Source organism: Anaerolineales bacterium, from assembly GCA_003105035.1.
Taxonomy (GTDB): Bacteria; Chloroflexota; Anaerolineae; order Anaerolineales; family UBA4823; genus FEB-25.
On record PQAL01000006.1, the window covers coordinates 1 to 25,906 of the forward strand.

The following is a 25,906-nucleotide window of genomic DNA, read 5'->3' on the forward strand; positions in this document are numbered from 1 at the left end:
AACTTAAAGGGGTTCGCTGCACTTCTCCCACGCATTTTTTTCATAATGCTGCCCCTCTCGGTAACGCCGATCATCGCGTCGGGCATAAGCTGGATGGCATGCACAGGCTCCACTTCCATCTTGCGGGCAACCTCTTCAACGAGATACCATAAAGCAGGCGCATCGGAGCGCGATAACTCCTTACCCGTTATTGCCTCACGACTTTTGGTAAATATGGAGCGGAGGATGGCGTACAGCGAACCGATCAGCATGAATACAAGCACCAGGGCAAGGTAAATCGGCAGCGTATGGAGTATGGTAAACACGTAGAATGCCCCCGCCACAACCAGCAGAAGCAACACAATGACAAATGGGATGGAGATATAGAAATAGACTGACAGGATGGTGATCACTGCCCGATAGATGGAGCGCAGCCTGCGTTCTTTGGGGCTGATCTTTAACGCCAGGTCGTACTGAGAGGTAGCTACCGTCTTCAACGTGGCTTTACTCAGCATCGCCCCGGCTAAAAACAGGAAAACGAAGCCGAAGAACCACAACCCCATAGCGAATACACCAAGGCGTACCAGCCGGATAACCAGGGCATATTTCGATATGCCGCTATCCAGGGTCGATTGAACAGCAACAGATGAAAAGCCCAGTTTTTTAGAAAGTAGCAATTCTCTCTCGGCTTTTTCCCATTTTCCATCATTTGCAGCCAGCAAGCCTGCCTCATAATGGCCGAGGGGATTGTCAGGTGCTACCTGCAACAAGCGCTCATCCGCCTGGCGCATTACCTCAATATCAGTTACCGCAGATGCCGACAGCAGCCAGGCAACCACCGCCTGCTCATCTTCCGGGATGAGCTGCACAGCTTGTGAGGCCAGGTCGAAGGCTTCCTGGTAGTCATAAGGTCCTGCTCGTTGAAGCAGGACCATCGCCAGGGCACTCTGGTTGTATCCATCTTGCTCGAGGGCCAGGGCCTTCTGCATCAGCTCAATAGCACGGTCAATGTTACTGTCATTCGACTCAAGATAGCCCAAGCGGCGATAGGCGGTGGCAAAATCGGGAGCCATTTCAAGCACTTGTTGGTAGAGCTGCTTGGCCTGGGCGTAATCACCAGCATCCATGGCTATGGTTGCCTGGCGATAGATGGGTACCGCCTCAGAATCCATCTGCTCTAGCTGGGCTTCTATGCGCTGTTCAAGGACTGGATCGCGCCCCGATGCCGGGGTGGATGTTGGGGTCGCCCCTGAGATATACGAGCAGGCTGATAAAGCCAATCCCATGAGCAGGATGAAAACCAGGAGAAGCCCGAGTAGTCTTTTCTTATGCACGATCATTGTCTCCTTGTAAATCTGGATAACGGTAAAAACCTGGGGTAAGTGAAGTGATTATTCGATAGATGTGCCTATGCCATCGTCCTGGATCAGTGGACCATTTTGCTACGGTAGCACTACTTTGTAGCCCAAGAATTAGCATAATGTTTCGGCGACCTGCGAATTATATACCCACTGGCAGGATTGTAGGAAATTACCCCAGTTTATTATTATCATCATAAGGTTTTGACGAAGGCTAGTGAAGCTCTGAGGCCCTGATCGGAAAACAATCTCACATCTCAGGCTATAATTCTGGTATGACCAAGCTCCCCACCCTGGATGCCCATGCCCACCTCAACCCCAAGCGCACGAGCACAGAGCTAACCGATATCGGGGCAGTGCTGGCGATGACCCTCTCGCTGGAGGAAGCCGAACTGGTTACCCGGCGGAGCGAACCCCTGCTGGCTTGGGGGGTGGGCTGCCACCCGCGCAAGCTGAAATCCCAACAAGCGTTCGACCCCGAGCGGTTCGAGCAACTGGCCATGAATTGCGCCGTCATTGGGGAGATTGGCCTGGATGAGGCCTACGCCGTGCCGCTTGACCTGCATCTAAGCACATTACGCACTGCCCTGGGCTTCGCCGCTGAGCACCCCCGCATCGTCAGCCTGCATAGTTATCGATCAACCTCCTTGATGCTGGAGGAGCTGAAACGCACTCCCGTGATCGCACCCATCCTGCACTGGTGGACCGGTACGACCGCTGAGACCCGCCAGGCAGTGGAGCTGGGCTGCTATTTCTCGGTCCACTCAGCCGTGGCACGCCACAGCATCTTCCGCACCCAGGTGCCGCTCGAACGCTTGCTGGTGGAGAGCGATCATGGCTGGGCTGACCCACCGGGAGCCATCCCACACCGCGTCATCTGGGTGGAATACCTACTGTCTGCTAACCTCAGGATGCCTGTTCAGGAAATCAGGCAGCTGGTCTGGCTGAATTTTGCTGAGCTGGTGAGGCAGACAGCCACAATAGACCTGTTACCGTCCTCGATCAGTCAACTTGTAAAGATGGCGTCTTCTCAGGTGGTCACCCAGCCGATTAATTGGACTGTGACTAATTCACCTGAGCCAAAATAGCAGGAGAACCGGCACAGGAGCTTTAAGGTGGATGTTAAAAAACGAGAGCTTTTGACATCCAGGGTAAATTTCTCTCAAATTTGCAGGAAGACATCTATATAATAAATCCAATCCAGGGACATCGACTTATCATTCGCAATCGGGTTACAATAGACCAATATGCAATGATATCCGAATGGTTCAGAAGCAATAAAGGAACCCAACATGGATGACACACGGTATACCCAAAACACGGCAGGTGTAATGGCTTATCCCAAGCAAGGTTCGGTAAACCGGGTATTATTCAAGACTCCCCTGATCTGGTGGCGGATGGGCCTGGGCAGCCTGTTGGGCCCCGCAATGATAGTCCTGACGACATGGGGACGAAAAAGCCACCAGCCTCGCCATACGATGCTTTCTTACACGCCCATAGAGGGTTGCATCTACATTGGTGCTGGATGGGGAGAACGCAGCCATTGGTACCAGAACCTATTAGCCGACCCGCATGTCACCGTCCAGGTGTGGTCAGAGCGGGTGACCGGAAGCAAGCGAGAAGTGGTACTCCCTGCCTTAGCACGCCGTGTCACCGATGAAGCTGAGTTTCGGCGCATCGCAGAACGTTTATTTGAAACTGGTGGAGATTCGCATTTCAAACCCTGGCTGAGATCATATGGAATTGCTTATGACCTTGAAGACATGCTTGCCAAACGCGACCGCCTCCACCAGGTTGCATTGGATTATCAGCCAATCGTGCCAGGGAGCAAATACCCAGACAACAGCTACCCAACGGCCATGGAAACTGACCTCAGATGGGTGTGGGCAGCCCTAGCTGGATCGTTCGCGGTTGGATGGCTGCTCGGCAGTCGGAGAAAGTAGGAAGGATCATGGAAAACATCATCCATACTATCGATATCTCCAACGTCGACCGTTATGGGTTTTTCTGCTATAAAAGCAAACGAAAATCCAGCGGCTATCGCCATAAGCGCGACTGGCTGAGCAGCAGCATGGCCGAGGGGCTGCACATTAAGATGATCTATGAAGAATCTCACTCGGCAGGTTTTGTGGAATATGCCCCTGGAGAAGCCACCTGGCGGGTGGTCAACGCCCCGGGCTACCTGGTCATCCATTGTATGTGGGTGGTGGGCAGCGGGCAGGGCAAAGGCTATGGCGCCCGCCTGCTGGACCAGCTGGTCAGTGAAGCTCAGAATAAGGGGATGTACGGCGTCACCGTGGTAAGCAGTGCCAGCACCTGGCTGGCCAAGAAGGAGTTTTTCCTGCACCATGGCTTCGAGGTGGTCGACCAGGCTCCTCCATCCTTTGAGCTGCTGGTAAAGCGCTTCGGGCAGGGTGCATTGCCTAGCTTTCCGCAGGATTGGGAGAGCCGGCTCAAGCGCATCCCCAAGGGACTGGTGGTGTACCATTCCGGCCAATGCCCCTACCTCGATATGTTCGTCAACTCACTAGAAAATACCGCCACCCAGATGGGCATTGCGATCCAGACCATTGAATTAAAGACCAGCCGAGAAGCACGCGCACTCTCACCCTCCGCCTACGGAGTTTTCGGCGTGGTATACGATGGTCAGTTGCTCTCCGACCGGCCGATGGGAGGCAAAACCCTACGCGAATTCCTGGAGAAACCGAATGACTGATTATTATCGCAAAGTACCGGCTGAGATGCGCGAAAAATTCATGCGCTTCCGCCAGGAACACCCCGTTAAACAAGCTACTATCCATGGGACCCAATGGGAGTATATCTTGGGTGGTGATCCGGCTGGCCAGGCGTTGCTGCTCTTGCCCGGTGGCCTGGGAACGGCTGAATCAGCCTGGCGGATAATCCTCCAGCTGGACGGGCGACCTTACCGCCTGGTCTGCCCCAGCTACCCAGGTGAGCTGAGCAGCATGACCGCCCTGGCGGATGGGATTGCAGCAATACTGGAACAAGAAGGTATCCACCCCTGCTATGTCGTCGGCAGCGCCTATGGAAGTATGTTGGCCCAGGTATTTGTTCACCGGCATGCAGAAATGGTGAGCCGTTTGGTGCTGACCCATGCCTACCCGCCGGTGGCGAGCAGAGCCCGCAGTGTGGAACCAACCTTGAAAATCATCAGGTGGGTGCCCATGTCCATGGTCAGAAACATCCTGCGCACGCAGATGACCGGACGGTTGCCTGCAGATCCATCCCCCGAATTATTGCTCATCGCCGCCCAAATACGCGAGACCCTGGAAACGAGGGTAACCCGCCAAGCCGCCATGAGCACATATCTCCGCCTGGCGGATTTTGACAGGCAAGAATATACCTATACTGACCTGGAAAGCTGGGCGGGCCGGACGTTAATCATCCTGGCCGAAGAAGATCTCACCACTACCGATGACCTGCGCAACACCTTGATGGCATTTTACCCAGGGGCCAGCCTGCACATGTACAAAGGTAGCAGTAAGAGCACTGCCCTGCTTGAATCGGGGGAGTACCTGCAAGTAATGGAAGACTTTTTCGCAGGGAAGATGGACGGCAACCAGGTGGATGAAGGTGGTCAGGCTGCTACGTGCTGATGGCTGACATGGAGTGAACAGGATCATAACAGATGTAATTATCCCATTCGCTTTAAGCAGCCGCTATGACAAACAAAAAAAGGAACCCATTTAAGCTCAAAGATTTTCATAGCGTCGACCCCAAGCACATCGCCAGGCTGGAAGCTGTGGGGGTGAAAACCGCAGACCAGATTTTGAAGGCCGGGCGGACCTCACCGGGCCGATCAGATCTGGCAGCCAGGGCAGGCATCCCGCCAGAGGCTATCCTGGAGCTGGTAAAGCTCAGCGACCTGAGCCGGTTGCCAGGGGTGAAAGGTATCCGTGCCCGGCTGTATTATGCAGCTGGAGTGGATACCGTCGAGAAATTGGCAGGTTACGAGCCGGATGAGCTGCTTAGATTGACAAGTGAATACGTACACTGTACTGGTTTTCCTGGCATCGCCCCCCTGCCCAAGGAAGTCAGCTCGACGATCCTAAATGCCAGGAATCTGCCCAAGTTGGTGGAGTGGTAAAAAGCCCCTCCCCCGCTGAGTGGGCCAACGGGGGAGGTCTTGCCCTGGCTTTTGCCCCCCAAAGACTATCCTTCCTCGAAGGCAGCTTCCCCCTCAACACCTGCGCGGTTAGGTAGATGCAGACCAGACTGGTTGGCATGGATACGAGCCCAGGCAATTTCCAGGATTGTATTGATGAACGCGGAATAATCCAGGTGAGCGACCTCAGCGGAATTTGGCAGCCAGTATCCCGGTGCGATACCGGCAATTGGATTAAGTTCCAGCACATAGATGCTTCCATCTTCAGCTATACGCATATCGACCCGGCACCAATCCCTGCAGCCGAGCACCTTGAATGCCCTGATAGCTGTCTGTACTATCCTCCCGGCTAGCTCATGGCTGACGTCCGCTGGGCACATGGATTTTTTGGGTATGAGCTTCTGCTTGAGATCCTGCACGAATTCTCGGCCGAACCTGTCCTCTAGCAAGGGAAAAACTTCATCATCCGGGCAAAATGTCACGATGCCATAAGGGTCATCGAACTTCACTTCTGTGATCGGCAGGGTGTACGGATCCTGGTTTCCCAGCACACCAATGGTGAACTCTCTCCCGATGATGTATTTTTGTGCCATGGCTGGTTGCTGATATGTTTCGATCACATAAGCTATCTGTTCACGCAACGCAATTTCATTCTTGACCACTGATTTTCGCGACAGGCCCATCGATGAACCCTCGTGCAGCAATTTCACAATCAGTGGGTAGTCGTTCTCCAGGTGTATGTCTTCATTGGGCGTCTCAAAGACCTGATATGGAGGTACCAAGATACCCTGTGAATGGAGAAACTGGTTGGTAAGTGCCTTGTTCAAGCATAAAGCCAGGGTCAGCACACCTGACCCGGTATAAGGGATGTTGAAAAACTCGCAAATCGCTGGCACCTGTGATTCGCGACACTCTCCACGATGTCCTTCAACGAGATTGAAGACAATATCCGGACGGCTACCGGTTAACTTATCAACAAATTTTTCATCAGCTTCCAGAGGAATCACTTCGTGACCGCCCGCTTCTAATGCACGGGAAATGGCCATGATGGTTTCTTTTGTGTCGAACTCGGCTAACGTATCCAGGGGAGAGCCGTCGATGAAATTCAGGTCGATTAGATCGTAAGCGAGACCAACTTTTGCCATGTCCCGATTCCTCCTATTCGATGCTCAGATTTTGACAAATGAACCATGGTAAAACACCATTAAGAATATCGATCGAAGCGCGCCTGTAAGCGACACTCACCTTGAGGTAGATAGCCAAGCTTACGGGCCAACGCAATCGTAGCTAGATCACCTTCAGCACAATTCCAGTAGGTGTGATAGCCATGCTGCTCTACCTCCATCAGCAGGCGATTGCAGGTGAGGGTGGCGTACCCTTTGCGGCGATGGCTTGCGTGTGTGGCAGCCGCGACCTGGCAACAACCATGCGCAGCTGGCCCGGCAAAGGCTTCGCTGAGTACTTCACCAGCATGAGTGAGGCAAAGTCCAAACCCTTTCCGTAAAGCTTGCTGGGCATTCCCATACATAGATAAGTATAAATCCTTTGCGAAACACTGTTCGATGAGTTTCAGGTCCATCCTCTGCAGCTCACAGCCCTCAGGCACGCTGCAGAAAAATTGCAAGCCATGCTGAGGCAAGCGCTCACTGAAATCGAGCCTGGTGTGAAGATAATCCGGCCGGTGCGGTAACAGTTGCCAGCGCGGGTCGCCAGGACGCATGGTTACCACGATATTCCCCATGTGACGCAAGCGGCCAAACAGGCGACGCATGGAAGGCCGGTATACTTCACCACCCAGATACATGTTTCCGAAAGCCACTTCATGAACAACCACCCAGGTAGGTTCTTGCAAGCTATCCGTGAAGATGTGCCCGCAAGCATCACCATTCATAACCGCTAAACACCCTACCAAGGTTGCCTCTAGTGGATCAAAAAATGAATGATGCAAGGGAGACACTAGCTTTGGATCGATCTGGATGATACTCCGTTTTTTCTCCATGGTGCTCACTTCCTTGTGCAATCCAATTTTGCAGAAATCTTGGCTTTCCAGCTCATTTGCACTGATTTTTACACAAAAAGACTGCCAACAAAAGCACCTTTACTGCCAAAAAACGCCATTTTTGATGATTGTAATAAAGATAAATGCTTACACATCTGGATTTTTAGATAATGTAATATCTATATCCGGATGCCCTATATAAACACCATGCAAACTTGTTGATGCCCAGGCAATCACTTTTTGATCGCTGAGCTCATCTTATGATACTTCTTTGAATAGAAACTCAGAGACTGATTTTGTTCCAGGCCAGCAGGCGGTACTCCCTCTCCGTCTGATAGCCTAACCGGCGAGCCAGGGCTACGGAAGGCAGGTTTTGCTTGGCGCAGTTCCAGTACGTGTTGAAGCCTTGCTGCTCCATAAAAGAAATAAGGTGACTGCAGGTTAAGGTCCCATACCCTTTATGCATGTGGCGGGGCTGGGTTTCCACACCGATCTCAATCAGCTCACCCGCCGATGGCCCGGCAAATGCTTCGCACAATAGCTCATCACCTTGCAACAAGCACAAGCCATACCCCCATTCCAGGGCATTCTGGATGCTGCCAAACATGCGGATGAGCAGGTTGCGGTCCAGGATCTGCTTACTGAGCGAATGATCCAGACGGCGCAACACGCACCCATGAGGTACCTCAGGCAGGGCTGAGCCGGCCGCACGCTCGGTAAATTCCAGGGTATATCCGGAATAATCTGGGGCGGATGGGAAGAGCGACCAGCGCGGATCTCCTTCTCGTAAGCCCACCAGAACATCGCCCTTGAGGCGCAGGTCGCTGATCAGCTGGGCGAGTAAGGCGGAGCTTGGATGGCCACCCAAATAGAGCGAACCAAAGGCAGCCTCCTGCACCACTCCCCACGAGGGCGTCTCGGGGTGATCGGTGAAAATCGCTCCCGCGGCACGATCATCTAGGACAGCCTGGCAGCGTAGCCCTGCTGGCTCATCCAGGCTGAATAAAGCTTTGAGCTCAGGGGTCACCTGGGAAGGTGTAAGAGAGAGGATGGGCGGTAGCATGGGTGGAAGCATGTTCATCACCTTTTGTAATTATTAACACCATCAGGTGGCATTATCAGCAAATCTGGCCTCAACGATATACCCCCGTTGCGAGCATGATACCCCGCCTGGAGAGCCTTTAAAATGATTAAGAAGCCCGGCGACACGGACTCACACCTCAATTAGGTTTACCACTGAGAAGAAAAAAGCTCTATGTGATGCTGGTATAGTGCAGGATGTATTGCTCCAGCTGGCTGATCATCTCCTTTTGTTCCGAGATGATCGAGCGTACCAGGTCCCCGATCGACACCATGCCGACCATGGCCTCTTCTTCCACCACTGGCAGGTGGCGGATATGCTTGGCCGTCATCAGCGTCAGGCATTGTTCGTTGGTCATATCAGGGGTGGCATATACCACATGCGGGGTCATGACCTCTTTCACAAACGTCTTCTTGGAGGTCTTGCCCAGCAGGATGACTTTACGGGCATAGTCACGCTCAGAGAAGATACCCACGAGTTTGCCGCGCTCAACTACCGGAAGAGCGCCAACGTCCTTACTGGCCATGAGCTGCAAGGCGTCAAAAACGGTAGTGCCCGGTGAGGTGCTCCAAACTTCATTGCCTTTTTCACTTAAGATCTTGCGTACGGTCTGCATGGTGTTTTCTCCTGGCGAGGATTTCGTTTCACTGTACGTAATGCGCAAATTATAGCCATTATTTTAGATTTTTCAAGAAATTAAGAGATGAGAATCCACCTCAGATTATAATTAGATTGTGTTCCGCACCTCAGACCAGGATTACCATACTGCCAGGCTCGAGCTTGAATCAGCTGAAGCGGAACTGGCCGAGTTACAAAGGCAGCTGCGTACTTTTGAATCCCAGGTAGACACGCGCCTGGGGGCCCTGCTCGACCAGTTGAGTGAGCTCAATGCCGACACCACCACACTCGATGAGCAGCTACGGCACATCCGTCAGCAGCGCTTGTTTGGCAGCGAGCTGATGAGCTACCTGGCAGGTGCGCCTCAGCCAGGCCGGCCCACCCGCCTGGATAACCTGCCTCCCCAGGAGCTGCAATTCAAGCAAACCCCTGCATCCCAGGACCAAGCCACACCAGTTCAAGCCAACACCCTGCCAGACATAAAAACCCTGTATCGCAGGTTGGCGCGCCGCTATCACCCCGACCTGGCACGCAATGCGGCTGACCGGGCTCAGGCGGATGACCTAATGAAAACCATCAACCAGGCCTATGCTGCAGGAGACCTGCCCGCATTAATGAAGCTGGCAGGGTTGAGCCTACCCTATGGAATGGAAACAAGTCAGGCTGCGCCCAAGCAGACAGCGACCTCGCGAGTACCCAAAGATACTCCCGAGTGGACCATCACCAGGTTGCGGGAAGTGCGCCAGCAGATGAACGAGCTGAGCAACTTGCCGATCGTGAAGCTCAGCCTGGATGTAAAGCTGGCCAGGCACCAGCGGCGTGACCTGCTGGGCGAGCTGGCAGCTGAGTTGCAGTATAAAGTGGCCCGCAAGACTGCTGAGCGCGACTATCTGCGCTCGCAGATCGATGCCAGTCAGAGGGCATCCGCTCCATAAGCTCCGACAGGTGACAAACTGGCTTGATTATTGGATTGCGAGGATCCAGCTTGTTATTGGGCTTCCATAGGAGCAACCAATGGAATTGACCAGCTCGCGCCGCCTGACAGAATATTTCCCACACGCATAGCAAAACATGCCGGGGCGTAATTTCACAGTTGGCTCACCAGTGGGAATCATTGGATGAAGCTACTTTAAGGCAGATGAAAAAGGATGGCTCCAGCATATGGAAGCCTTCTAATAAAATAAGTTGGTAGATCTCGGTTCTACTTGATCTACTTGAAAACCAGCGGGAAGTAGAACACTTCCAGGGACTGGGCAACAAAATCACACGCTTTAACCTCCGAGCCGTAATAATGCCGCCAAGAGCACCGTTCCGGCAGAAGCTTTAATCCGCTCATCTCCGCCCACACACTGACCATTTCATCGCCCGGAATGCCGTAGAAATCTGACTTGTAATAACCTGAACCGTCGGTCGTGGCGATCACCACGCCTGGGTAGCTGGCATATTGGCGGTAGACGGTCACACCAGCTATTCCCTCGCCATTTTGGCCACGAACCGATCCATACACCACCAATCCTGGCACATTTTCAACCGATGGTGTGACCTGGGGGGTGGTTTTTGCGGTTGACCGATTGTTGATCAAACGGATGCCCAGAAGCGCCAGGATGATGAGCAGGTCGGCACCCACGATGACCAACAGAACCAATTTTCCTTGTGATTTCATCCTAGCTCATCTCCTATGGTTTACACTGTCTTTCGGGCACAAAACAGGGCATGGCCCGCCTTCAGGAAGTGTACATCGACATCCACAAATTGGCCTCTTCGAACCACCTGAGCTGGTCGTACAAATGGTTAGGGTGGTCCATCTCGTCAGGCTCCAGGAAGAAAGAAGTATTCCAGCCGTGCTGCTGGAAAAATTCAAACGCAGCCATGTTACCATCCAGGCTCCAGTAGGATGCGCCAGGGAGCTTATCCAGGATCTGCTCCGCCAGCAATCCCTCCCCACAGCACAGCTCAAGGATGCGCTTCGGCTTTGGCAAGTCCTTGAGCAGGGCTACCAGGATGCGCACCTGCGCCTCGCGCTTGGGGACGAAGTAGCGCCCATAGTCGAGGAATTTCTGGGAGGTACCTTCATCCCACCGGTCTTGGAGGATCGTGTTGGTCATTTATTTGGATAGATCTCCACAAGGTTTAAATTAATGCTAATTAATCATACCTCATTTCGACAAATGGATGTCAATCCACCATCATTAATGGTGGCAATAAAAATCCAAAGTAAATGCTTTTTGCACTACGGAGACCAGCGTTGCGAATAATGGCGAATTTGAAAGGAGATATTTGAGTTTCGTCAGCCGACGAGATGGGTAATCAATCCAGGGTAATCAGGAGAATGGATTGAAGTACCCATGAATAAACTGTATAATAAAAATAGAGAGCATGCTGTAGTGGGGCTTATCAATATTTTTGTGCCTGGCAATGCTCTATCCATATTTATGTGCGGAGGCAAGTTTATGTCTCCAACAATCGAAGAACAGATCGGACGGCTCAAGGATACCATTGCTGAGATGGAAGCCCAACGTGATGCCCTGGGTGATGCAGTGGTCGACAAAGCGGTTGAGCCACTGCAACAGAAACTGGCTGAGCTTTACAACCTGCTGGAAACCTCCCATCTTGCACCACCCGAAATTCCCACCCAACAGCGCAAGCTGCTCACCATCCTGTTCATGGATACGGTAGGCTCGACCTCCATCATCCAGCATATGGACCCGGAAGACGTTAGCGAAGCCTTTGACCGGAACCTGAAGCGCCTGGCCCAGCCAGTTTACGAGCATGGCGGGCACGTCACCAGCTACATGGGGGATGGATTCATGGCTATCTTTGGCGCACCCACGGCGCACGAAGATGACCCGGAGCAGGCAGTGCGCGCCGGGCTGGCGGTCATTGAGCGTGCGGGTGACATTGCAGATCAGCTGGAGAAGGAATGGGATATCCACGATTTCAAGGTGCGGGTGGGGGTCAACACCGGGCTGGTGATCCTGGGCGGGGAGACGGAAGGCGCGGATACCACCAAGGGCCCAGCAGTCCACCTGGCCGCCCGCTTGCAGAGCGCGGCACCCCCTGGAGGCCTGCTCATCTCGCACGACACCTACCGGCATATCCGCGGCGTGTTCAACGTCGCAGCCTGGGAGCCCATCAGGGTCAAGGGCTTTGACGAGCCCGTGCAGGTCTACCACATCCTGAGCGCCAAGCCGCGTGCCTTCCGCTCCTACACGCGCGGCGTGGAAGGGGTGGAGACGCGCATGGTCGGGCGCTACGATGAGCTCAAATACCTGCAGGATGCAATGCTCTCCGCCATCGAGGATAGCGAAGGCCAGGTGGTCACCATCATCGGTGAAGCCGGGGTGGGCAAATCACGCCTGCTTTATGAATTCCAGAACTGGCTCGAGCTGCTGCCCCCACCGGCAGTGCATTTTTATGAAGGCAAAGCCCACGTGGAAGCCCAGGGCATGCCCCTGGCGATGTTACGTGACCTGTTCGAGTTCCGCTTCCAGCTGCAGGAGAATGATACCCAGGAAGTAGCTCGCCAAAAAGTAGAAGCAGGCTTCAGAGAAGTTTTTAGCAGCAGCGACGAAGGGCAGATGCGTGCCCACATCCTGGGGCAGTGGCTGGGTTTCGATTTCAGCACCAGCCCGCATCTCAAAGGTGTGCTGAGCGAGGCCGAGCAGCTGCGCAACCGGGGGATCATGTACCTGGGCGAGTATTTTAAAGGTCTATGTGCCCAAACCCCGCTGGTGGTCTTCCTGGAAGATATCCATTGGGCAGATGACAGCAGCCTGGATGCGATCAACTGGCTGGCAGAACGATTTACAGATAAACCCTTGCTTTTCGTCTGTGCTGCCCGGCGCAGCCTGCTCGAGCGCCGTCCCTACTGGGGAGAAGGGCTGGATTACCATCACCGGATTAACCTGGAAGCGCTTTCAAAACGTGAGTCCCACCAGCTGGTGGGGGAGATCCTCAAGCTCGCAGAGCAGGTACCACCCCAGCTGTTCGACCTGGTGGTGGAGGGCGCCGAGGGCAACCCCTTCTACGTCGAAGAGCTGGTCAAGATGCTGGTGGAGGATGGCGTAGTGGTCAAGGGGGAGCAGATCTGGAAGGTGCTGCCAGAGCGCCTGGCGGAGATCAGTGTTCCACCTACATTAACCGGTGTCTTGCAGGCCAGGTTGGAGAGCCTGCCAGTGGATGAGCAAAAGGTCTTGCAGCAGGCATCGGTGGTTGGCCGCCTGTTTTGGGACCAGGTTGTGGCATATATCCAAGCCTCGGAAGGAGGCGCCCCTCAGGCTGTGCCGGATATACTCGGCTCCCTGCGCGGCCGGGAGATGGTTTATCGCCGGGAGGGATCAGCTTTTTTAGATGCCAGGGAATACCTGTTCAAGCACGATATCCTGCGCGAGGTGACTTACGAATCGGTGCTCAAGCGCCTGCGCCGTAAATACCATGGTTTAGTAGCCGACTGGCTGATCACCCAGGTTTCGGGGCGTATGGGAGAGTATAGCGGGCTGATCGCCGGGCACCTGCTGCAGGCAGGCATGAAGGAACTGGCAGGTACATATTACCTCCAGGCAGGGCAGGCCGCGTTGGAGTCGTACGCCAACGCTGAAGCGCTGGGATACTTTCACCAGACGCTGGAACAGCCTCTGGAAGATAGACACAAGGCAGCCTGCCTGGCGGGTTTGGGTGAAGCTCAATATAGACAGGGATCCAGTCATGAGGCGGTTGAAACCTTACGGCAAAGTATTGAGTGCTATCTGGTTTTAGGAGACAGTGACCGTACCGCATCTCTGTATGCGCGCCTGGCTTATGTCCATTGGAATAAAGATTGTCAGGCAGCCTGGGAGGCCTGCCAGGAGGGGCTGCTGCGGCTGGAGGGTGCACCGGAGAGCCCTGGCATGGCCCGCCTGCTGGCGGAAACGGGTAGGGCGACTTTCTTTATAAACAAGCCAGCTGATGAAGTAATTACCTTGTGCCAGCAGGCAATTGAAATGGCTGATCTTCAATGTGAGAAAGAGGCCCGGGCCGATGCCAGCATCACGATTGCGATAGCTACACCGGATTTAGACAAGCGTATCCATCTCCTGAAAGAGGCGGCAGAATTCAGCGAGGCCAACCGATTGTGGGCCCAGGCTCGGCGGGCACATGCTAACCTTGCAGATAATTTATATCAAAGTGAAATTATATATCAACATCAAATGCATGCTGTGGACATATCAATTCATGTCGGTAATATCGAGTGGCTGTTTTGGGATTTAAAAAATCTTGCAGGAATTTTAACCTCACGTGGGCAATTGAAAAATATTGAAGGAACACTGAGGGATATTTTACGCAGCTCAACTGCCCCTCAGTCCAGGATAGATAAGTTTTTGATAGAAGTTAATTCACTCTTGTTATCGCCACGAGGAGAATGGTCCCAGGCACTTGATTATCAGCGCTATAGTCAACAAGAAGCACGAAAAACAGCCAACTACAATCAAATCGCCGGCCGGAATATCGGTCTGGAACATATATGTTGTTCCCTCAAGATCTTTATGGGTATGGATTATCTCTCGGAGGCAGAAACTGCCCTTCAGGAGAATATAAGAATAAATTCGGCTGATATTGAGTCCAGCTTGAGGCTGGTAGAGAACCTGGCTCTCCAACAGCGCTTTGCTGAAGCGCATGAACTGCTGGATGAAGTAATTAAAAACCTGGACCAGCCTGTAAGCAGAGATATCGAGGGGACAAGGTTAGTTGTGGAAGCTCAGCTTGCCAATGAAGAGGGCCGCTGGGAGGAAGCCGTTTCAAAACGCCTAGCTCGAATTAAGATATGCCAGGCAGACGGGAATCGCTTTGCTTGGGCGTGGAACCTCATTCCCCTGGGGGACTCGCTTGTGGGTCGGGATATGCCCGGTGATCGTGAACGCGGGGAGCAGGCTTACGGGCAGGCGCTGGAGATGTTCACTGAAATGGGTGCGACTGGGTATATGGAGGTATTGAAGGAGCGATTACACGGCGTTCAACCCGGAACATCGACTTGATTCTATGTACATTGGGTCAACTGACATGGTAAGGTAGGTATATTTTATTAGAGAAATATCGCTTAGTTTTTCTCGGCGAGAATAGGTTTCAGGAGGCAAGGCTATGTCTCCAACAATCGAAGAACAGATCAAGCGGCTCAAGGACACCATCGCACAGATGGAAGCCCAGCGTGATTCGCTGGGTGATGCATTTGTTGATAAAGCCGTACAGCCACTGAATGAAAAGCTGGCTGAGCTCAACCACCTGCTAGAAGTTTCTAAATCACCGCCGCCTGAAGAACCAGCCCAGCAACGCAAGCTGCTCACCATCCTGTTCATGGACACGGTGGGCTCAACTTCGATCATCCAGCACATGGACCCGGAAGACGTCAGCGAAGCCTTCGACCGCAACCTCAAACGTCTGTCCCAGCCGGTGTACGACCACGGCGGGCATGTCACCAGCTATATGGGGGATGGGTTCATGGCCATCTTTGGAGCTCCTACCGCGCGTGAAGACGATCCAGAACGGGCCGTACGGGCAGGCTTGCAAATCCTGCGCGTGGCTGATGAGATCGCCAGAGAGCTGGAGGCAGAGTGGGGTATCAAAGAGTTCAGGGTGCGGGTGGGGGTCAATACCGGCCTGGTGCTCCTGGGTGGTGAGACAGAAGGAGCTGACACCACCAAGGGGCCAGCCATCAACCTGGCTGCCCGGCTGCAGAGCGCAGCCCCACCCGGTGGCTTGCTCATCTCACATGACACCTACCAGCACATCCGCGGGGTGTTCAATGTGGTAGCCTTGGAGCCCATTAAGGTCAAAGGATTTGATGAGTCGGTGCGTGTTTATCAAGTTCAGAATGCCAAGCCACGTGCCTTCCGCTCCTATACGCGTGGCGTGGAAGGGGTGGAAACGCGCATGGTCGGGCGATCGAGTGAGCTCAAGTACCTGCAGGATGCCTTCCTGGGTGCCGTTGAGGATCACGGCGGGCAGGTGGTCACCATCATCGGTGAGGCTGGGGTGGGCAAGTCGCGCTTGCTGTATGAGTTCCAAAACTGGATCGACCTGCAGCCATCGCGGGTACGCTTTTATGAAGGGCGGGCACACCCGGAAGCTCAGGGCATGCCCCTGGCAATGCTGCGCGACCTGTTCGAGTTCCGCTTCCAGCTGCAGGAAAATGACCCCGTGCAGACCGTGCGCGATAAAGTTGAAGCCGGTTTTAGCGAGGTTTTCGCCGAAGTGGATGAGGGGCAGATGCGGGCGCATATCCTGGGGCAGTGGCTGGGCTTCGATTTCAGCAGCAGCCCGCACCTCAAAGGTGTGTTATCAGACGCCGAGCAGCTGCGTAACCGGGGTTTAATGTACCTGGGTGAGTATTTTATCGGATTATGTTTGATCACCCCCGTGATTGTCTTCCTGGAGGACATCCACTGGGCAGATGACTCCTCGCTGGATACACTAACCACTCTGGCAGAGCGCTTGCAGCATCAACCGCTGCTCTTCACCTGTGCCGCCAGGCATTCGCTGCTCGAGCGCCGCCCCTATTGGGGTGAAGGACTCGAATACCACCATCGCCTGAACCTGGAACCCCTATCCAAACGCGAAAGCCACCAGCTGGTAAGTGAAATTTTTAAGCTGGCCGACCAGGTACCAGCTGAACTTTTTACCCTGGTGGTGGAAGGAGCCGAAGGCAACCCGTTCTACGTCGAAGAACTGGTCAAGATGCTGGTGGAAGACGGCGTGGTGATTAAGGGGGATGAGACCTGGCAGGTGCTGCCACAACGTCTGTCGGAGATCAAAGTACCTTCAACCCTGACTGGCGTGCTGCAGGCGCGCCTGGAGAGCCTGCCTGCCGAGGAGCAGCAGATCCTCCAGCAGGCCTCAGTGGTCGGACGCCTGTTCTGGGACCAGGTGGTGGCTCACATCCAATCGGCAGAGGGCGGAAGACCTCAGCTGGTAGGAGATGTACTAACTTCACTGCGCAGCCGGGAGATGATCTATCGACGGGAAGCTTCAGCTTTCGCGGACGCCTGTGAATATCTTTTCAAACATGATATCCTGCGTGAGGTGACCTACGAATCGGTGCTCAAGCGCTTGAGACGTAAATACCACGGGTTGGTAGCGGACTGGCTGGTCGAGCAAGTTGCCAGCCGTAAAGGAGCGTACAGCGGGCTGATTGCCGGGCACTTGAGGTTAGCTGGAAGGCAGGAAGAAGCAGCCATCTATTTCCTTCAAGCAGGAGAGGCAGCACTGGCATCCTTCGCCAATGCGGAAGCAGAGGGATACTTCCGAGAAGCGCTAAAGAATATTCCCGTTGATGAACAGAAGGTACGCTGCCTGGCAGGACTGGGATATGCTACATATCTACAAGGATTTGTACTGGATGCAGCTGAGCTTATCCGTCAAGGAATTGAGATTTGTGTGAATTTGGGAAACAAAGACGGAGCAGCTTACCTGTATGCGGGCCTGGCCAGTTTTCTCTGGATGGATGATTATGGAAAAGCGTGGGAAGCCTGCCAGGAGGGGCTAAGGCGGCTGGAAGGTGCCCCGGAGAGCCCGGGCATGGCCGCGTTGCTGGCAGAGGCAGCTCGAGCATCATTTTTCCTTGCCAAATATGATGGAGTAATATCACTCTGTCAACAGGCGATCGAGATGGGTGATAAAGTGGAAGCGCAAGAAGCCAAAGCACAGGCCATGATCACCCTGGCTTTATGCGAGCCTGATTATGAACAAGCCATCCAGCTCTTGCAAGAGGCAATCACGATCAGTGAAGCGAATGGCTTATGGTCTTCGGCTGCTCGTGCGCACACAAATATCGGTGTGTTAGCCTCACAAAATTTCACAGACGCTGAAGCCGTAATGCAACACCATCAGCAAGTGATCAATATATATCTGCGCATCGGTGATGTTGAAGCTCTGCTTTTTGGGCTACCAAATTTGGCTGAAAGCTTAAAAGATATCGGGCAGTTACCCGTCTATGAAGAGAGGCTTTTGGAAATTCTGCATAAGTCAACTGCCACACAGTCGCGCATCGATCATTTTTGCCAGGAGATTTTCCCTGTGGGTTTGCTTTTCAGAGGTGAATGGACTGAGTTTCTTGTTTATATTCGCCAACGACTGGTAGGCTTACGCGAAGCAAGGAAATACCAGATCATTGCGTCAACCAATATTTTTCTTGTTTTTGCCAGTCTTGACCTGCAGAGGTTTGGTGCTAAGGTTGACTTTTCCGAAGCTGAGACTGCGTTACGCGAAAATATTACTCTCAATTGCCAGCCTTTACAATCACGGTTCTTATTGGCAGTGGTGATGGCGCGTCAAGGACGGATCGTGGAAGCACACGACCAGCTGTCAGAGGCAATCCGGGGTCTCGTCCCACCCGTATATAAAGAAGTCGAAGTGGCAAAACTCATTGCAGAAGCTGAGGTTTCCAAAGAGGAAGGCCGCTGGGATGCTGCCATTTCAGCATCTCAGGCCCTGATCGACATTTACCAGCCCGGTGGCTATCGCTGGTACCATGCCTGGGCTCTCATTTCCCTGGGGGACGCCCTGCTGGGCCGCAACCTACCAGGTGACCAGGAGCACGCTGGGCAGGTTTATCGTCAATCGCTGGAGATGTTCACCAAGATGGAGGCGCCGGGGTATATCGAGCTGCTTGAGGGGCGATTACATGGCATGCAGGCGATACCTTAGGCTCAATCCAGGTTAGGGTGGACACCCTCATGGTAAACCAGCCTCCTATCAATCTTGTCATGTTTTGATGGCTTTGCACCATTTTTCCAAAGACACATTGCGGTAAAATTAGGCGATGTCTTACGCCATCGTCATGTTTTTACTGCGTGTGATCCTGCCCATCATCTCTCGCCTCACGGTGTATGGGCTGGAAAATTTGCCTCCCAACGATACCAGCTATGTGGGCGTAGCCAACCACATCGGGCGTCTGGACCCCGGATTGGTGTACTACATGCTAAATCGCAGGGATATCATCATGCTGGTAGCTGAAAAATACAAAGAACACACCTGGTCACGCGTATTGGCCCAGGCTGTGGACGCGGTCTTCGTAGATCGCTATAACGCTGACCTGAATGCCATGCGCGAAGTGCTGCGTCGCATGAAGAAGGGTGGGGTGGTGGTGATCGCCCCCGAAAGTACCCGCAGCCCGACATGCTCACTGATTGAAGGTTGGGATGGCGCCAGTTACATCGCAGCCAAATCCGGCCTGCCCATCCTGCCTGTAGGGGTGACCGGTAGCGGCGATCAAGAGGTAGTTGATCGTCTTAAACATTTCCGGCGCTTGAATATTGTCGCCCATGTGGGCCCGACCTTCACCCTGCCACCCTTGGAAAACAAGAATCGCGATGCACAGCTTAAGGCAGACACCGAGGAGATCATGTGCCGCATCGCCGTAGAGCTGCCCGAGTCACACCGGGGTGTATATGCTGACCACCCCCGCTTAATGGAATTATTGGCCGAAAAAGCTGCGCAGCCAGCCCTACCGCCCAAGGTGTTTGGATAAATGAATACCACCTACCGCCGCGAAGCCATCCAGCAAGCCCACCTCCTGCTTGAAGCTAACCCGGTGTATCTCGACACTGAGACCACCGGCCTGCACCAATCGGCAGAGGTGATTGAAATCGGGGTGCTGGATGACCAGGAGCAGGTGCTATTCGATTCACTGGTCAAGCCACGCGGCAAGATAGACCCGGCAGCCGGGCGCATCCATGGTATCACCATGGACATGCTTGCCAATGCCCCCACATGGGACCAGGTGTGGCCGCAGGTTGAGCAGGTGTTATTGGATAGGCGCATCGGGGTGTATAATGTGGAGTTCGACCTGCGCCTGATCAAGCAGTCGAACCAGCGTTCATGGCTACGTACAAGCCTGCCCGATAGCAGTTTTTTTGATGTCATGCAGCTTTACGCACGGTTTTATGGCGATTGGGATCCCATGCGCAGGTCCTTCCGCTACCAATCGCTGGAGTTAGCTGGCCGGCAGTGCGGCATCCGTTTGCCCAATGCGCATCGCGCAGTGGATGACTGCCTGCTGACCCGGGCACTTTTGCACCATATGGCAGAAAGTAGCTGATCATGGGATACTTTACATGCTCAGAATTGATCGGTAGATGAGAAAGTCGGTTAACAAAAACCATGGCTGGTGAGACCCTATGACCCTCCTTGAGACCCAACTCGAAGCCCGCAACCTGCTCCAGGTGAAACCGCTGTTCCTACATTGCAAGACTACCGGAGCACTGGAGCTAGACGAAGTGGTTGAGATCGCCATCCTGGACAGCGCCGGCAAACCGATGGTGGATGAGCTGGTCAAACCTAAGCGGCACATCCGGGCAACAGCCACGGAGGTCCACGGGGTCACCGATGACATGGTGGACAATGCCCCACGTTGGGCTGAGATCCTGCCGCGCATCGAAGAAATCTTAATCGGGAAGAAAGTGTGCGTCTATGACCTGGCCAACGAGCTGTTGGCCTTGCAGAACTCTTACCAAAATATTCACCAACGCTGGGTGCTGGATACGAGCAATTTCTATAACTTGATGGATCTTTTCTCGCGCTACCGTAATGAACGCGACCCACGCACAGGTCAGCTGTTGACGTACACCCTTGAGGAAGCAGCCCGGTTGGTCGGGATTGATATCGAGATCATCGCCTTTCGACGAGCGCATGAAGATGCCTGGCTGATGAGGGCGATTTTATTGGCAATTGCCGGTTGGAAGGTCTATTATTGATGCAATCAGAACCAAAAGAAGTAAAGTACTTCATCCAGGGAATGGATTGCGCAGATTGCGCCCTTAGCCTGGAGAAGAGCTTAGCAAACATCCAGGGGGTTGAGCAGGTGAACGTTAATTTCACCACAGGTTTTTTAGAAGCCAACGGGAGCTTTGAACCCCAGGCACTGGTCAAGCGGGTGGAAGCTCTCGGCTACCAGGTGGTTACACCTGGCTTAGCCTATCCAAACGAGTCCCAAAATGGCAACACTCAAGCGGCAGGCAGCTTGCGGCTGCCTGGGTTCTTAGGCTACCTGTATGCTTCCACCCAGACCCGCATGGCACTTTTGGGAGCAGTCTTGTTGCTGCTCTCGATCCCATTTGCATTATTCGGGAGCGGTCTGTACAGCCAGTGGATCAAGACCGGCCTGCAGCTAGCCGCTGCTGGCCTGGCTGGTTACCCAATCGTCAACCGCGGGGTCAGGGCTCTTTTCATCGGCAGGCAGATTACCATCGACTTACTGATGAGTATCGCGACTCTAGGCGCCTTGTTCATCGGCGAGATCAGTGAAGCCTGCACCGTGGTGCTCTTGTTTTCTATTGGTGAAGCCCTGGAGGGCTATACGGCCGATAAAGCCCGCCGCTCGCTACAGAGCCTGCTCAGCCTGAAGCCCGAGCGGGCCCACGTGATGCGGCCCTGCATAGATTGCGAAGAACATATGGGCCAGGGAGGCTACACAGGTGGCCCCTGCCCCGAATGTGGCGAGCATGAGCTGACCCTGCCCGTGGAGCAAATCGCCATCGGCGAGCGGGTCATCGTGCGGCCGGGTGAGCGCATCCCGGTAGACGGCCACGTGCTGAGCGGCATTTCACTGGTCAACCAGGCGCCTGTGACCGGTGAATCAGTGCCGGTACAGAAAGCCCCCGGAGACAAGGTGTATGCCGGCACGCTGAATGGTGAGGCAGTGCTTGAGCTGAGCGTGTCTCAAATCGCAGCTGAATCAACCATCAGCCGCATTGTGCGCCTGGTGGACCAGGCCCAGGCGCAGCGTGCCCCCGTGGAACGCTCCATCGACCGATTTGCCTCCTGGTATACCCCGGCGGTAGTCGTCCTGGCAGCCTGCGTGGCGGTCATTCCTCCCCTGCTATTTGGTGCACCATTCTTCGATATCAATGGTACGCATGGCTGGCTTTACAGGGCGCTCACCCTGCTCATTGTGGCTTGCCCATGCGCCCTGGTCATCAGCACCCCGGTCACCATGGTTTCGTCATTGACGGCCCTGGCTGGCAGTGGTGTGCTGGTTAAAGGTGGAAAATTCATCGATGTGCTTGCACGCGCCCGCTTGTTCGCGTTTGATAAGACCGGCACCCTGACCGTTGGTCAGCCAACGGTGACACACGCTCGCTCTGTGGACTGTTTACCGGATGCACTACGCTGCCCGGCTTGTGATGATATGCTGGCTCTGGCAGCCACCGTGGAACAGCGTTCCGAGCACCCACTGGCACAGGCCATCATGGCTGAAGTGCAGAGGCGCCAGCTGACCCACACCTACCCGGCAGCTGAGAGTGTCCAATCACTGGCAGGCCAGGGTGTGCAAGGCATCTCCAACGGCAGCAGCATCCTGGTCGGCAGCCATGACCTGTTCCATGCCAGAGATGATGCCCTGGATCACCAGCTGCACGAGGATATCCAATCTGCCATGGACGATGGGCAGACGGTAATGCTGGTGGGCAAGGATGATTACCTGGTAGGTTACGTATCGGTGGCAGATGCACCACGCCCGACCACAGCAGACACCCTGCGCCAGCTGAAAGCCATTGACCCGCGTTTCTCCACCGTGATGCTGACCGGTGACAACCCGACCGTGGCAGCCAGGGTGGCCCTCACTTTGGGCAGCCTGGATGAGGTGCGGGCTGGTTTGCTGCCGGAGGATAAGCTGAATGCAGTGCGCGACTTGCAAGCCGCACATGGCCTGGTGGTCATGGTGGGAGATGGGGTGAATGATGCTCCAGCCCTGGCAGCTGCAGACACGGGGATTGCTATGGGTGGTGCCGGCTCGGCCCAGGCGATGGAAACAGCTGACGTGGTATTAATGCAGGATGACCTGACTCATCTGCCAGGCACGATCCAGACCGCCCGCCAGACGCAGGCAATCATTAAACAAAACATCGCCTTTAGCCTGGTGGTAAAAGCGGTGTTTTTGCTACTGACCCTGCCGGGCCTGACAACACTGTGGATGGCAGTCTTCGCCGATATGGGCGCCTCTTTGTTGGTAACACTAAATGGGATGCGGATGTTGCGTAAGAAGATCTAGCCAGATTAGAGGGGCTCCTCCGGCACGACGATGAACATGATCAGATACAGAAGGAGAAACGTGCCAAACCACAGGAGGGTGCCCGCCACGAATACTAACCGGACGATGGTCGGATCGATGCCAAAGAATTCAGCCAGCCCGGCGCACACCCCAAAGATCATGCGGTTCGTGCGGCTACGGAATAGTTTTTTAGATCCCAAATTCATGTTTTTCCTCCTCGTCCTGCTTTAATAGTTAACGCCGAACAGCCCAAAAGGTTGCGCAGACAATGTCTCCAGTTCTTCCTCGTGCCCTCGCCCGTTCTCGCCATCGCGGCTGCCTGCTGGGCTTAGCTGCCGGAGATGCCCTGGGTACGGCGCTCGAATTTAAGCCACCAGGCAGCTTCATCCCCATCTCCGATCTGGTTGGGGGTGGACCATTTCACCTTATTGCGGGTGAGTGGACTGATGACACCTCCATGGCGCTGTGCCTGGCCGAGAGCCTGATCCAAAAGGGCGGTTTTGACCCGGTTGACCAGCTGGAACGCTACCTGCGCTGGTGGCATACCGGCTACCTCTCCTCCAATGGACGTTTCTTCGATATCGGTGGAACTACCTCAGAAGCATTACGCCGTTTCGAGCGCACGAGTGAACCTTATCCCGGACTTGCAGCGAGGTACAGCGCTGGCAACGGCTCATTAATGCGCCTTGCGCCGGTGCCCATGTTCTATGCTCGACAGCCCAGCAAAGCCTTGGCACGCTGTGCGGATGCTTCACGCACCACGCATGCTGCCCCACAGGCGCTGGATGCCTGCCGTTACTTCGGAATGGTCACCGTAGGCGTCTTGCTCGGCGTTCCGAAGGAATCCCTGCTGTCACCACCCGCCGCCTGGGACTTCGTCGATGCTCAAACCCTGGAGTCACTCAGCAGGCTGGATCCCGAGATCCGCCAGGTGGCGGCGGGTTCCTTCAAGCACAAGCAACCGCCGGAAATCCAGGGCAGCGGTTATGTGGTGCGCAGCCTGGAAGCAGCCTTGTGGGCTTTTTACCATTCGGACTCCTTCCAGGAGGGGGCTCTTCTGGCTGCCAACCTGGGTGAAGATGCCGACACCACCGCTGCCATTTACGGCCAGCTGGCTGGCGCGTATTACGGAGAAGAAGGCATCCCGCTGGAATGGCGTTCGATGCTGGCCATGCTGGAGTTGATCATCGAGTATGCGGATAAGCTTTTTAATCTGGCCAACGGATTATGACAAGCTGATAAGTGTGCAAGAGGACCACTTGATACAAGTGACCGGAGTTTGGCGAGAGATTACCAGGATTTATTCGGAGGGGGAAGGCGCGTTGATCTGATGTTAAGCGTTGGGTTTCGTGGAGAAAAGCACTCCACTCAACCCAACCCACGATAAACTTCGGTTTAAGGAGGTACCTATGCCGATTAAAGAAAAAGTTTACTGGCACGATACTGTTGAGATGCCGGCGGGTGATGCGCTGACAAGCCTGCCGGGGCGAGTGGATGTGGCTGTGATCGGTGGGGGCATCCCGGGGGTCTCGGCTGCCCACCAGCTGGCTAAACGTGGCGCTGCCACCGCGCTGCTCGAGGCGGAAAGCATCGGGTGGGGTGCCAGCTCGCGCAATGGCGGCATGGCCCTCAGCGGGCTCAAGCTGGACGTTGAAACGGTGGAAGACCGCTATGGAAAGGACTTAACCCACCAGCTGTTCGAGGATTCAATCGCCTCGCTGGATACCGTGGAGCAGATCGTGCAGGAGGAGCAGATCGAGTGTGGATTTGCCCGCAGCGGCTCGCTTTTGCTGGCGAACAAGCCGGCACATTATACCGGCTTGCAGCATGAATCAGATCGGCTTGCCAGCCAATATAACTTTCAGACACACCTCATCTCCCGGGAAGACCTGCAAGTTGAGATCGGCTCACAGGTATATTATGGTGGCCTGGTGGATGAGACCAGCGCAGGGTTGAACCCAGGGCAATACGCTGCTGGCCTGGCTCATGCCGCCGAGCGGGCTGGGGCCCAGCTATGCCCAGCAACCAGGTTACTGGAGATCCGGCGGACACCTGCCGGGTTCCAGCTCAAAACCACGCGGGGCGATCTGGCAGCCGGCCAGGTACTGGTCACTACCGGCGGTTACACCGGTCCAGCCACCCCGCAATTGCAGCGCCGTATCATCCCGATTGGATCGTATATCATCGCCACGCAACCGCTGCCTGAGGTCCTCGCCGCGCAGCTCATCCCGCACCGGCGGATGGTGTTCGATTACAAGCATTTTCTCAACTATTATCGATTATCGGATGACAACCGCTTGGTCTTCGGAGGCAGGGCGGCTTTCTTCCCTGAAACAAAGTCGACCATCCGCTCGAGTGCGAAAATCCTACAGCGAGAGATGGTGAAAATATTTCCACAGCTGAAAAAAACCGATGTCGAATATGCCTGGGGCGGCACCCTGGATTTCTCATTTGACCAGATGCCGCATACTGGTCAGCTGGAGGGAGTGCATTATGCACTGGGCTTTGCCGGGCACGGGGTGGCCCTGGGCACCCATATCGGTAAGCGGGTGGCAGACGCCATGCTGGACGGTACAGTGGCAGACTTACCCTATTCCTCTTATAGCTTCCCCACTGCGCCGCTCGGTTTATACAATGGGAAGCCCTGGTTCCTGCCGCTGATTGGCCTGTGGCACAGGGTATTGGACTGGATATCTTGATCAGAAATTAGTCTCCTTAGTTGGGCATG

The 25,906-nt window shown here is 54.5% G+C and carries 22 protein-coding genes; 14 read left to right on the forward strand and 8 right to left on the reverse strand.

The features are described 5' to 3' along the window. A partial coding sequence (locus C3F13_04065; GenBank protein PWB55462.1) for a hypothetical protein occupies window positions 1-1,319 on the reverse strand: 1,319 nt, incomplete at its 3' end. A gap of 293 nt (window positions 1,320-1,612) precedes the next feature. On the opposite strand from C3F13_04065, the gene C3F13_04070 reads away from it, so the two are divergent. From C3F13_04070 to C3F13_04090, 5 genes are all read left to right on the forward strand, one after another. Further along, on the forward strand, window positions 1,613-2,425 hold the full coding sequence (locus C3F13_04070; GenBank protein PWB55463.1) for a hypothetical protein: 813 nt from the start codon (window positions 1,613-1,615) through the stop codon (window positions 2,423-2,425). Window positions 2,426-2,629: 204 nt separating this feature from the next. Next, window positions 2,630-3,280 carry a hypothetical protein gene (locus C3F13_04075; protein PWB55555.1) on the forward strand — a complete coding sequence of 217 codons (651 nt, stop codon included), beginning with the start codon at window positions 2,630-2,632 and terminating at the stop codon, window positions 3,278-3,280. Continuing rightward, window positions 3,214-4,053 (forward strand): GNAT family N-acetyltransferase, encoded by an 840-nt coding sequence (locus C3F13_04080; protein PWB55464.1) that lies wholly within the window; start codon window positions 3,214-3,216, stop codon window positions 4,051-4,053. The genes C3F13_04075 and C3F13_04080 overlap by 67 nt, the downstream gene beginning before the upstream one ends. Then, window positions 3,980-4,954 carry a hypothetical protein gene (locus C3F13_04085; protein ID PWB55465.1) on the forward strand — a complete coding sequence of 325 codons (975 nt, stop codon included), beginning with the start codon at window positions 3,980-3,982 and terminating at the stop codon, window positions 4,952-4,954. Before C3F13_04080 ends, C3F13_04085 begins: the two co-directional genes overlap by 74 nt. A gap of 65 nt (window positions 4,955-5,019) precedes the next feature. Next, window positions 5,020-5,445 carry a hypothetical protein gene (locus tag C3F13_04090; protein ID PWB55466.1) on the forward strand — a complete coding sequence of 142 codons (426 nt, stop codon included), beginning with the start codon at window positions 5,020-5,022 and terminating at the stop codon, window positions 5,443-5,445. Window positions 5,446-5,510: 65 nt separating this feature from the next. On the opposite strand, the gene C3F13_04095 is transcribed toward C3F13_04090, so the two are convergent. The 4 genes from C3F13_04095 to C3F13_04110 all read right to left on the reverse strand — a co-directional run bounded on the left by C3F13_04095 (window position 5,511) and on the right by C3F13_04110 (window position 9,159). Then, the gene (locus C3F13_04095) at window positions 5,511-6,608 is read right to left on the reverse strand and encodes a hypothetical protein (protein PWB55467.1); all 1,098 of its coding nucleotides are present in this window, start codon (window positions 6,606-6,608) and stop codon (window positions 5,511-5,513) included. Between the two features lie 59 nt (window positions 6,609-6,667). After that, a complete protein-coding gene (locus tag C3F13_04100) occupies window positions 6,668-7,462 on the reverse strand; it encodes a hypothetical protein (GenBank protein ID PWB55468.1) in 795 nt (264 codons plus the stop codon). 283 nt (window positions 7,463-7,745) lie between these two features. Further along, entirely contained in the window at window positions 7,746-8,543 is a 798-nt protein-coding gene (locus C3F13_04105; GenBank protein ID PWB55469.1) for a hypothetical protein, read from the reverse strand. 172 nt (window positions 8,544-8,715) lie between these two features. Then, window positions 8,716-9,159: a histidine kinase gene (locus C3F13_04110; GenBank protein PWB55470.1), complete on the reverse strand. Its 444-nt coding sequence runs from the start codon at window positions 9,157-9,159 to the stop codon at window positions 8,716-8,718. Window positions 9,160-9,277: 118 nt separating this feature from the next. On the opposite strand from C3F13_04110, the gene C3F13_04115 reads away from it, so the two are divergent. After that, window positions 9,278-10,096, forward strand: coding sequence for a hypothetical protein (locus C3F13_04115; protein PWB55471.1), 819 nt, complete (start codon window positions 9,278-9,280; stop codon window positions 10,094-10,096). 275 nt (window positions 10,097-10,371) lie between these two features. On the opposite strand, the gene C3F13_04120 is transcribed toward C3F13_04115, so the two are convergent. Both C3F13_04120 and C3F13_04125 read right to left on the reverse strand, forming a co-directional pair. After that, window positions 10,372-10,824 (reverse strand): hypothetical protein, encoded by a 453-nt coding sequence (locus tag C3F13_04120; protein PWB55472.1) that lies wholly within the window; start codon window positions 10,822-10,824, stop codon window positions 10,372-10,374. 61 nt (window positions 10,825-10,885) lie between these two features. Beyond that, on the reverse strand, window positions 10,886-11,266 hold the full coding sequence (locus tag C3F13_04125) for a hypothetical protein (protein ID PWB55473.1): 381 nt from the start codon (window positions 11,264-11,266) through the stop codon (window positions 10,886-10,888). Window positions 11,267-11,506: 240 nt separating this feature from the next. Between C3F13_04125 and C3F13_04130 the strand changes: the two genes are divergently transcribed. From C3F13_04130 to C3F13_04155, 6 genes are all read left to right on the forward strand, one after another. Then, the gene (locus tag C3F13_04130; protein PWB55474.1) at window positions 11,507-15,172 is read left to right on the forward strand and encodes a hypothetical protein; all 3,666 of its coding nucleotides are present in this window, start codon (window positions 11,507-11,509) and stop codon (window positions 15,170-15,172) included. 103 nt (window positions 15,173-15,275) lie between these two features. Next, a complete protein-coding gene (locus C3F13_04135; GenBank protein PWB55475.1) occupies window positions 15,276-18,836 on the forward strand; it encodes a hypothetical protein in 3,561 nt (1,186 codons plus the stop codon). Between the two features lie 115 nt (window positions 18,837-18,951). Further along, window positions 18,952-19,659 carry a hypothetical protein gene (locus tag C3F13_04140; GenBank protein PWB55476.1) on the forward strand — a complete coding sequence of 236 codons (708 nt, stop codon included), beginning with the start codon at window positions 18,952-18,954 and terminating at the stop codon, window positions 19,657-19,659. Further along, a complete protein-coding gene (locus tag C3F13_04145) occupies window positions 19,660-20,229 on the forward strand; it encodes a 3'-5' exonuclease (protein PWB55477.1) in 570 nt (189 codons plus the stop codon). It abuts the gene before it with no gap. A gap of 79 nt (window positions 20,230-20,308) precedes the next feature. Continuing rightward, on the forward strand, window positions 20,309-20,884 hold the full coding sequence (locus tag C3F13_04150; GenBank protein PWB55478.1) for a hypothetical protein: 576 nt from the start codon (window positions 20,309-20,311) through the stop codon (window positions 20,882-20,884). Further along, complete coding sequence (locus C3F13_04155) at window positions 20,884-23,178, forward strand: heavy metal translocating P-type ATPase (protein ID PWB55479.1); 2,295 nt, start codon at window positions 20,884-20,886, stop codon at window positions 23,176-23,178. The genes C3F13_04150 and C3F13_04155 overlap by 1 nt, the downstream gene beginning before the upstream one ends. 5 nt (window positions 23,179-23,183) lie before the next feature. Here the strand turns inward: C3F13_04155 and C3F13_04160 are convergent, their stop codons facing one another. Then, complete coding sequence (locus C3F13_04160) at window positions 23,184-23,384, reverse strand: PspC domain-containing protein (protein ID PWB55480.1); 201 nt, start codon at window positions 23,382-23,384, stop codon at window positions 23,184-23,186. 62 nt (window positions 23,385-23,446) lie between these two features. Between C3F13_04160 and C3F13_04165 the strand changes: the two genes are divergently transcribed. Both C3F13_04165 and C3F13_04170 read left to right on the forward strand, forming a co-directional pair. Further along, entirely contained in the window at window positions 23,447-24,409 is a 963-nt protein-coding gene (locus tag C3F13_04165; GenBank protein ID PWB55481.1) for an ADP-ribosylglycohydrolase, read from the forward strand. Window positions 24,410-24,587: 178 nt separating this feature from the next. After that, the gene (locus tag C3F13_04170; GenBank protein PWB55482.1) at window positions 24,588-25,877 is read left to right on the forward strand and encodes an FAD-dependent oxidoreductase; all 1,290 of its coding nucleotides are present in this window, start codon (window positions 24,588-24,590) and stop codon (window positions 25,875-25,877) included. The last annotated feature ends 29 nt before the right edge of the window (window positions 25,878-25,906 follow it).